Source organism: Streptomyces sp. NPDC002130, from assembly GCF_040296465.1.
Lineage (GTDB): Bacteria > Actinomycetota > Actinomycetes > Streptomycetales > Streptomycetaceae > Streptomyces.
Genome location: NZ_JBEOXI010000332.1, coordinates 1 through 7526, shown reverse-complemented (window position 1 = coordinate 7526; position 7526 = coordinate 1). Strand labels below are relative to the sequence as shown.

Below are 7526 nucleotides of genomic sequence, written 5' to 3'. Positions count from 1 at the left end.
GTGACCGCAGCAACCGCCCTGGTCCGCAGCGAACTCCCGCTGCGCTCCGCGGTCTTCGCCCTGGTCCTCGGCCCGCTGCTCATCCCCCAGATCGTCACCGCACTCGGGCTGTTCCTGTTCTTCGAACCGGCCGCGATGCTCGGCAGCCCCATCGCCATCGCCCTCGGCCACACCGTCCTCGCCTCACCGATCGCGGTCCTGATCCTGATCGCCACCCTGCGCGGGATCGACGAACGGCTGGAGGACGCAGCGGCCAGCATGGGCGCCGGCCGCCTCACCATCGCCCGGAAGATCACCTTCCCCCTGGCGGCACCCGGCATGATCGCGGCGGCGATCTTCTCCTTCATCACCAGCTTCGACGAGTTCTACATCTCCCAGTTCCTCTCCTCCGTCGACACCGTCACCCTCCCGGTGCAGGTCTACAACTCCCTCACCTTCGAGATCGACCCCAGCGTCACCGCCGTCAGCGCGATCCTCATCGCCTTCGCCATCCTCGCCCTCGGCCTGGTGGCCCTGGTGCGCTGGCTCGGCTCCGGACGACAGGAATCCCTCCTCTCGGTCGAGAACACCGTCGGCGTCGCCAACCCCGGAGGCGAAGCCGTATGACCACCACCGCCGCCGCTCAGCTGACCGCGGCCACCGCTCAGCGGCACCTGCTGCTGCACATGACCGCCAACGGATCGCTCGGCGACGAGGGCGAAGACCTCCTCGTCGTCCAGCGAGGGGAGGGCCCGTACGTCGAGGACGCGGACGGCAGGCGCTACATCGACGGCCTGTCGGGGCTGTACTGCTGCCAGCTCGGTTACTCCTACGGCGGCGAGTTCGCCGAGGCAGCCGAACGCCAACTGCGCGAGCTGTGCTACAGCCCGCTGTGGACAGGGTCCGCGCACCCCTCGGCCATCGAACTCGCCGAGCGGCTGTCCCGGATCGCCCCCGTCGACATCGAGCACACCTTCTTCTCGAGCGGCGGCGCCGAAGCCGTCGAGACCGCCTGGAAGATAGCCCGCCGCTACCACGCCCTGCGCGGCGAGCCGGGCCGCACCAAGGCGATCGCCCGGCGCGGCGCCTACCACGGCCTGACCATCGGCACCCTGTCGTTCAACGACGACCCCGGCCTGACGGAGCCGTACGGCCCGCCGGCGATCGACACCCGGTTCGTGTCGAACACCAACCGCTGCGGCCTCGCACCGGAGTTCGCGGACGACGAGGTGTACACGGCATGGCTGCTCGCGGAGTTGGAGGCCGCGATCCTGACCGAGGGCCCCGAGACCGTCGCGATGCTCATCGCCGAGCCGGTACAGAACCGGGGCGGCTGCATCACCCCGCCCCAGGGTTACTGGCAGGGGTTGCGGGCGCTGGCCGACCGGTACGGCTTCCTGCTCGTCGCCGACGAGGTCATCACGGCCTTCGGCCGGATCGGCGAGTGGTTCGGCGGGGACCGCTACGGCGCCCGCCCGGACATGGTCACCGTCGCCAAGGGCATCACCGCCGGATACGCCCCCCTGGGCGCGACCCTGGTCGGCACCAAGGTCACGGAGGTCATCAACCGGCCCGGCGCGGTCCTCAACCACGGCTACACCTTCGCCGGGCACCCGCTGAGCACGGCCATCGCCCTGCGCAACCTGGAGATCATGGAGCGCGACCGCATCCTGGACAACGTCCGCGGTCTCCAGGGCGACCTGGCCCAGCGCATGGCGGCCCTCAAGGACCTGCCGATCGTCGGCGACGTCCGTGGCACCGGATTCTTCTACTCCTGCGAACTCGTCGGCGACCTCGACGACGGCGCCTTCAGCGCCAAGGTCCGGTCCGAGCTGATCGGCGATCTGATCCCGCGTCGGCTGCGCGAGGCCGGCCTGCTGGCCCGCGTCTACAACCGCTCCGCGCCGCTGGTCCAGATCGCGCCCCCGCTGATCAGCGACCGCGCCGTCCTCGACCGTATCGCCGCGATCATCGCCGGCACCCTCGCCGAGGCGTCGTCCCGCATCTGAATCACGTATTGGGAAGGAACCACATGTACTCCATCGGTCCGCTGACCGTCGCCCCGGGCGAGCGTGCCCACGGCCTCATCCCGGTCGGCACCAGCAGCTACGGCGTGGAGCTCGGCATTCCGCTGATCGTCGTCAACGGCGTCCAGGACGGCCCGGTCCTGTGTGTGGACGCGGGCGTGCACGGCGACGAGTACGACGGCCAGGAGGCCATCCGCCGGGTACTCGCCGAGATCGACCCGGCCACGCTGCGCGGCACCGTCGTCGGCATCCCCTGCCTGAACACCCCGGCCTTCGAGGCGGCCGCCCGCGCCAGCGGCATCGACCACCTCAACCTCAACCGGATCTTCCCGGGCGACGCCGAGGGCTCGTACTCGCAGCGTCTGGCCGCCACCTTCGTCGAGCAGGTCGTGCCGGCCGTCGACGCCGTGGTCGACCTGCACACCGGCGGCGCCTACGGCGAGATCGCCCCCCTCGTCATCCTCCAGGGCGGCTACGAGAACCTGGCGACGGACCTGGCCCTGGCCGCCGGGCACGAGCTGGTCTGGAAGGGCGGCAAGTGGGGCGGCACGGTCCGCCACCCCGTCCTCGAGGCCGGCAAGCCCGCCATAACCATCGAGTGCGGCGGCGCCACCTACCGCGAGACCAACGTCGAGCACCACATGAACTCGATCCGCAACATCCTGCGCAGCCTCGGCATGACCGACGGCGAGGCAGAGCTGCGGGACACCTACACGACGGTCTCCGGCACCTTCGCCCGCTCCGCCTCCGGCGGCTTCTTCGTCGCCCGCGCCGAGCCGGGGGAGACCTGCAAGGAAGGCGACCTGATCGCCACCATCACCGACCACTACGGCACCACGCTGGAAGAGGTCACCGCGCCGCAGGACGGCATCGTGCTCTGGGTCCGCCGGATCCGCACGGTCCGCCCGGGCGACGAGGTCGTCATCTTCGGCGAGGTGCTGGGGGAGATCCAGCCATGAGCGACGAACTGCAGCTGATCGAGCTGCTGATCGACGGCAAGCACGTCCCCGCCGCCGACGGACGCTCCTTCACCGTCCTCGACCCGTCGAACGACACGGCCATCGCCCAGGTGGCGCTGGCCGGCAAGGCGGACGTGGACCAGGCGGTGGCCGCCGCGCGAGCGGCCTTCACCGCTCCCGAATGGGCCGGGATGCGTGCCGCCGACCGGGGGCGCATCCTGTACCGGATCGCGGAGGCCATCCGCTACCAGGGCGAACGTCTGGCCCGCCTGGAGAGCCAGGACGTCGGCAAGCCGCTGCGCCAGGCGAAGGCGGATGTCGAAGCGGCCGCCCGCTACTTCGAGTTCTACGCGGGCGTCGCCGACAAGCTCGGCGGCTCGACGATCCCGCTCGGTCCCGGCCTGCTCGACTACACCGTCCGCGAGCCGATCGGCGTCTCCGGCCACATCATCCCGTTCAACTACCCCCTTCAGAACACCGCGAGGGGCTCCGCCCCGGCGCTGGCCGCGGGCTGCACGGTGGTGCTCAAGCCGTCCCCCGAGGCGCCGCTGACCCCGCTGGAGATCGGCAGGATCGCCCTGGAGTGCGGTCTCCCGCCGGGCGTTCTGAACGTCGTCCCCGGTGACGGGGAGACCGGCGCGGCCCTCGCCGGCCACCCGGACATCGACCAGGTCACCTTCACCGGCTCGGTGCCGACCGGCATCAAGGTCGCCCAGGCGGCCGCCGCCAACGTGGTCCCCTCGGTCACGGAGCTGGGCGGCAAGTCCCCGGTCATCGTCTTCGCCGACGCCGACTTCGACGCGGCGCTCGGCGCCGTCGCCGCCTCCGCGTTCGGCAACGCCGGGCAGACCTGCTCCGCCGGCACCCGGCTGCTGCTCCAGCGCGGCGCCGAGGAGTTCCTGGACAAGCTCGTCGCGCACGCCGCCTCCCTCAGCGTCGGCCCCGGTCTCAGCAACCCGGACGTCGGCCCCCTCGTCGCCGCACGGCAGCGGGACCGGGTCCTCGGCTACCTGGAACTGGCCCGTGAGGAAGGCGCCGTGGCGCGGGCCGGCGGCGGCGCCCCCGCCGACCCCGAACTGGCCGACGGCTACTACGTCCAGCCGACCGTCCTCACCGGACTGGACAACCAGGCCCGTTGTGCCCGTGAGGAGATCTTCGGCCCCGTCGTCACGGTCATCGAGTTCGACGACGCGGACGAGGCACTGGAGATCGCCAACGACAGCCCGTACGGCCTGGCCTCGTACGTGTGGACCCGCGACATCGACAAGGCGATGCGGCTGGCCGAGGGCATCCGAGCCGGCCAGGTCTATGTCAACGCCACCGGCATCGGCACAGGCGTCGAGCTCCCCTTCGGCGGTTACAAGCACAGTGGCTGGGGCCGGGAGAAGGGTCTCGAAGGCCTGGCCAGCTACCTGCAGACCAAGAACGTCTGCATCGGTTTCGGGAACCGGTCATGAGATACCGCTCGCTCGGAGAGCGCGGCCCGACCGTCTCGGTGGTCGGCGTGGGCGGCAACAACTTCGGCGCCCGCCTCGACGAGGACGGCACTAAGGCCGTCGTCCACGCCGCGCTCGACGCCGGGATCACCCTGTTCGACACCGCCGACATGTACGGCGGGTCCGGCGAACGGGGCGGTTCCCGCGGCGACGGTGAACGGCTCCTCGGTGCCGCGCTCAAGGGCAGCCGTGACCACGTGGTGCTGGCCACCAAGTTCGGCATGGAGATGAGCCGGGACGCCGACCTGTACGGTCCGCGTGGATCCCGCGCCTACATGCGGTACGCGGTGGAGGCGTCACTGCGCAGGCTCGGCACCGACCGGATCGACCTGTACCAGTACCACGAACCGGACGGCGTCACGCCGCTGGAGGAGACGGTCGCCGCGCTCCAGGAACTGGTCCACGAGGGCAAGATCCGGTACATCGGTTGCTCCAACCTCCCGGCCGAGCAGGTCACGGACGCCTTCGTGTCCACCCAGGACCGCTACCACCTGCTCGACCGGGGCGTGGAGCGGGACCTGATCCCGGCCTGCCTGCGCCACGGCGTCGGTCTGCTGCCGTACTACCCGCTGGCCAACGGCCTGCTCAGCGGCAAGTACCGGCGCGGCGAGGCGCCCCCGCCCGGCAGCAGGCTGTCCTGGCGGCAGGGCTGGCTCACCGACGCGGCCCTCGACAAGGTCGAGGCGCTCACCGAGTACGGCGCCGAACGCGGCCTCACCCTCCTCCAGGTGGCGATCGGCGCACTGGCGGCCCTGCCGGCCGTCGGCTCCGTCATCTGCGGCGCCATGACTCCGCAACAGGTCACCGCCAACGCCGCGGCGGCCGACTGGATACCGAGCCCGGCCGACCTGGCCGTGCTCGACGCGATCGTCGCCCCCAGCGAACGCGTCGTCTGAAGCCCCCCACCCCCTTTGAAAACCGCGAGAGCAAGGCTGGACACCATGCGAGAGATCGTCACCTTCGACGCCTACGCCACCCTGATCAACTTCGAGCTCGGTCCCACCACCCTGAAGGTCCTGGAGGACCGGCTCGACCTGGACAACCTGGATGTCGACGAGTTCCTCGACGACTTCCGCGTCATGCGCTTCCAGGCCGTCCTGGAGGCCTACCGCCCCTACCACGAGGTCCTGCACTCCAGCCTGCGCAACGCCATGCGCCTGCACGGCCTGGAGTACCGGGAGACCGACGGCGAGGCCCTCGTGGACGCCGTCCCCACCTTCGGCCCCTGGCCGGAGGTCCCGGAGGCCCTGCGGCAGCTGAAGACCAAGTACGAGATCGCCATCATCTCCAACTCCGACGACAACCTGATCGCGCGGAACGTCGAGAACATCGGCGTCGAGTTCGACTACGTCATCACCGCCCAGCAGGCCGGCGCCTACAAGCCGGACCGCCAGACCTTCAAGCACGCCTTCCGGACCATGGGTGTCGAGTCGTCGCAGGTCATCCACGTCGCCCAGGGCTGGGAGTACGACCACATCCCGACCCGCGACCTGGGCCTGAAGCGCCGGGTGTGGATCAACCGCTACGGCCGCAAGGGCAGCGCCGACTACCAGCCCTACGACGAGCTGCCCGACCTGTCGGGCCTGCCGAAGCTCCTCGGCTGCTGACCGACGGCTCACCGGCGAAACAGACCGAGAAGACAGAGGACGCACGCCATGAAGCAGATCCCCTACTGGATGGACACAGCCCCCGCCCTGCCCGACCGTTCCGGGAAGGACCTGCCCGACGAGGCGGATGTGGTGGTGATCGGCGGCGGCCTCACCGGCCTGTCCACCGCTTACCACGCCGCCCGCAAGGGGGCCCGGGTCGTCCTCGTCGAGAAGGACCAGGTCGGTTCGGGCGCCTCCGGGCGCAACGGCAGCCACTGCAACCCCGGCATCACCATCAGCCCGGCCCAGGCCCGCAAGCGCTACGGGCAGGAGCGCGCCCGCGAGCTCTACGACGCGTTCCGCGTCGCAGTGGACGTCGTCGAGGAGATCGCGGTCAGGGAGAAGATCGACTGCGACTTCCACCGTGCCGGGCGCCTCGGCTTGGTCTGCAAGCCCAAGCACCTCGAGGGCATGCACGCCAAGCAGCGCGACCTGGCAGAGAACTTCGGCCACGAGACGGTCGTCCTGAGCAAGAGCGAGCTGCGCGCCGAGCTGGGCTCGGACCACTACCACGGCGCCCTGCTCGACCCGCTCGGCGCAGCCCTGCATGTGGGCAAGTTCGTCGTCGGCCTGGCAGACGCCGCCGAGCGTGCCGGCGCCGAGATCCACGAGCGCAACGCCGCCACCGGCCTCACCCGCCTCCCTGGCGGCGGCTTCGTGGTGGAGACCATGCGCGGCACCATCCGTGCCAAGCAGGTCATGGCGGCGACGGACGCCTACACCGACCAGTCGATGCCGTGGTTCCGCAAGCGGCTGATCAACGTCGGCAGCTTCATCATCGTCACCGAGCCGCTGGGGGAGGCGCGCGCCAAGGAGCTCATCCCCAACGGCCGCCTGCTGGTCGCCCACAAGAACGTCGGCAACTACATCCGTCTCACCCCCGACAACCGCCTCGCCTTCGGCGGCCGGGCCCGCTTCGCCCCGTCCAACCCGGCGTCCGACGTCAAGAGCGGTGACATCCTCAAGCGGGAGATGACGGAGATCTTCCCGCAGCTGGCGGGGGTGCGCATCGACTACGTGTGGGGTGGCATGGTCGGCTTCTCCTGGGACCGCATTCCGCACGCGGGCGAGGAGAACGGCCTGTACTACTCCATGGGTTACTGCGGTCACGGCGTCCAGATGGCCACCTACATGGGCCGCGCGGTCGCCGAGATGATGGACGGCAACCCCGAGGCCAACCCGATGCGCGGCTTCGGCTTCCCGAAGGTCCCCGTCCCCTTCTACAACGGCACACCCTGGTTCCTGCCGTTCGGCGGCGCCTACTACAAGGCGAAGGACCGCCTGCTCTGAGCAGGTACCGACACCGGTGACACCACGGGGGCCGCCGGACCCCTGCGACACCGCCCGCCCCTCCGGTGGACTGCTCTTGCGCAGGTCAGTGCCGCTTGTCAGAGTGACCGGGCATGCTGGGAGGCA

7 protein-coding genes are annotated in these 7526 nt (G+C 70.4%); all 7 read left to right on the top strand.

What is annotated here, in order from left to right; translation table 11 throughout:
* Nucleotides 1–606, top strand: a 606-nt coding sequence (locus ABT116_RS37240) for an ABC transporter permease (protein WP_351643457.1), incomplete at its 5' end; no start/stop codon positions are given.
* Nucleotides 603–1988 carry an aminotransferase class III-fold pyridoxal phosphate-dependent enzyme gene (locus ABT116_RS37235; protein ID WP_351643455.1) on the top strand — a complete coding sequence of 462 codons (1386 nt, stop codon included), beginning with the start codon at nt 603–605 and terminating at the stop codon, nt 1986–1988. The genes ABT116_RS37240 and ABT116_RS37235, both read left to right, overlap by 4 nt.
* Before the next feature lie 23 nt (nt 1989–2011).
* The gene (locus tag ABT116_RS37230) at nt 2012–2965 is read left to right on the top strand and encodes a succinylglutamate desuccinylase/aspartoacylase family protein (protein WP_351643452.1); all 954 of its coding nucleotides are present in this window, start codon (nt 2012–2014) and stop codon (nt 2963–2965) included.
* Nucleotides 2962–4422: an aldehyde dehydrogenase family protein gene (locus ABT116_RS37225; RefSeq protein ID WP_351643449.1), complete on the top strand. Its 1461-nt coding sequence runs from the start codon at nt 2962–2964 to the stop codon at nt 4420–4422. The genes ABT116_RS37230 and ABT116_RS37225 overlap by 4 nt, the downstream gene beginning before the upstream one ends.
* Nucleotides 4419–5357: an aldo/keto reductase gene (locus ABT116_RS37220; RefSeq protein WP_351643446.1), complete on the top strand. Its 939-nt coding sequence runs from the start codon at nt 4419–4421 to the stop codon at nt 5355–5357. The genes ABT116_RS37225 and ABT116_RS37220 overlap by 4 nt, the downstream gene beginning before the upstream one ends.
* A gap of 45 nt (nt 5358–5402) precedes the next feature.
* Entirely contained in the window at nt 5403–6068 is a 666-nt protein-coding gene (locus ABT116_RS37215) for a haloacid dehalogenase type II (RefSeq protein WP_059085101.1), read from the top strand.
* A 48-nt stretch (nt 6069–6116) separates the two neighbouring features.
* Nucleotides 6117–7400, top strand: coding sequence for an NAD(P)/FAD-dependent oxidoreductase (locus ABT116_RS37210; protein ID WP_351643442.1), 1284 nt, complete (start codon nt 6117–6119; stop codon nt 7398–7400).
* Nucleotides 7401–7526 lie beyond the last annotated feature (126 nt).

Excerpts from the sequence above, each read along its gene's own strand:
- ABT116_RS37235 (WP_351643455.1), top strand. The coding sequence starts at position 603 with ATGACCACCACCGCCGCCGCTCAGCTGACCGCGGCCACCGCTCAGCGG.
- ABT116_RS37230 (WP_351643452.1), top strand. The coding sequence starts at position 2,012 with ATGTACTCCATCGGTCCGCTGACCGTCGCCCCGGGCGAGCGTGCCCAC.
- ABT116_RS37225 (WP_351643449.1), top strand. The coding sequence starts at position 2,962 with ATGAGCGACGAACTGCAGCTGATCGAGCTGCTGATCGACGGCAAGCAC.
- ABT116_RS37220 (WP_351643446.1), top strand. The coding sequence starts at position 4,419 with ATGAGATACCGCTCGCTCGGAGAGCGCGGCCCGACCGTCTCGGTGGTC.
- ABT116_RS37215 (WP_059085101.1), top strand. The coding sequence starts at position 5,403 with ATGCGAGAGATCGTCACCTTCGACGCCTACGCCACCCTGATCAACTTC.
- ABT116_RS37210 (WP_351643442.1), top strand. The coding sequence starts at position 6,117 with ATGAAGCAGATCCCCTACTGGATGGACACAGCCCCCGCCCTGCCCGAC.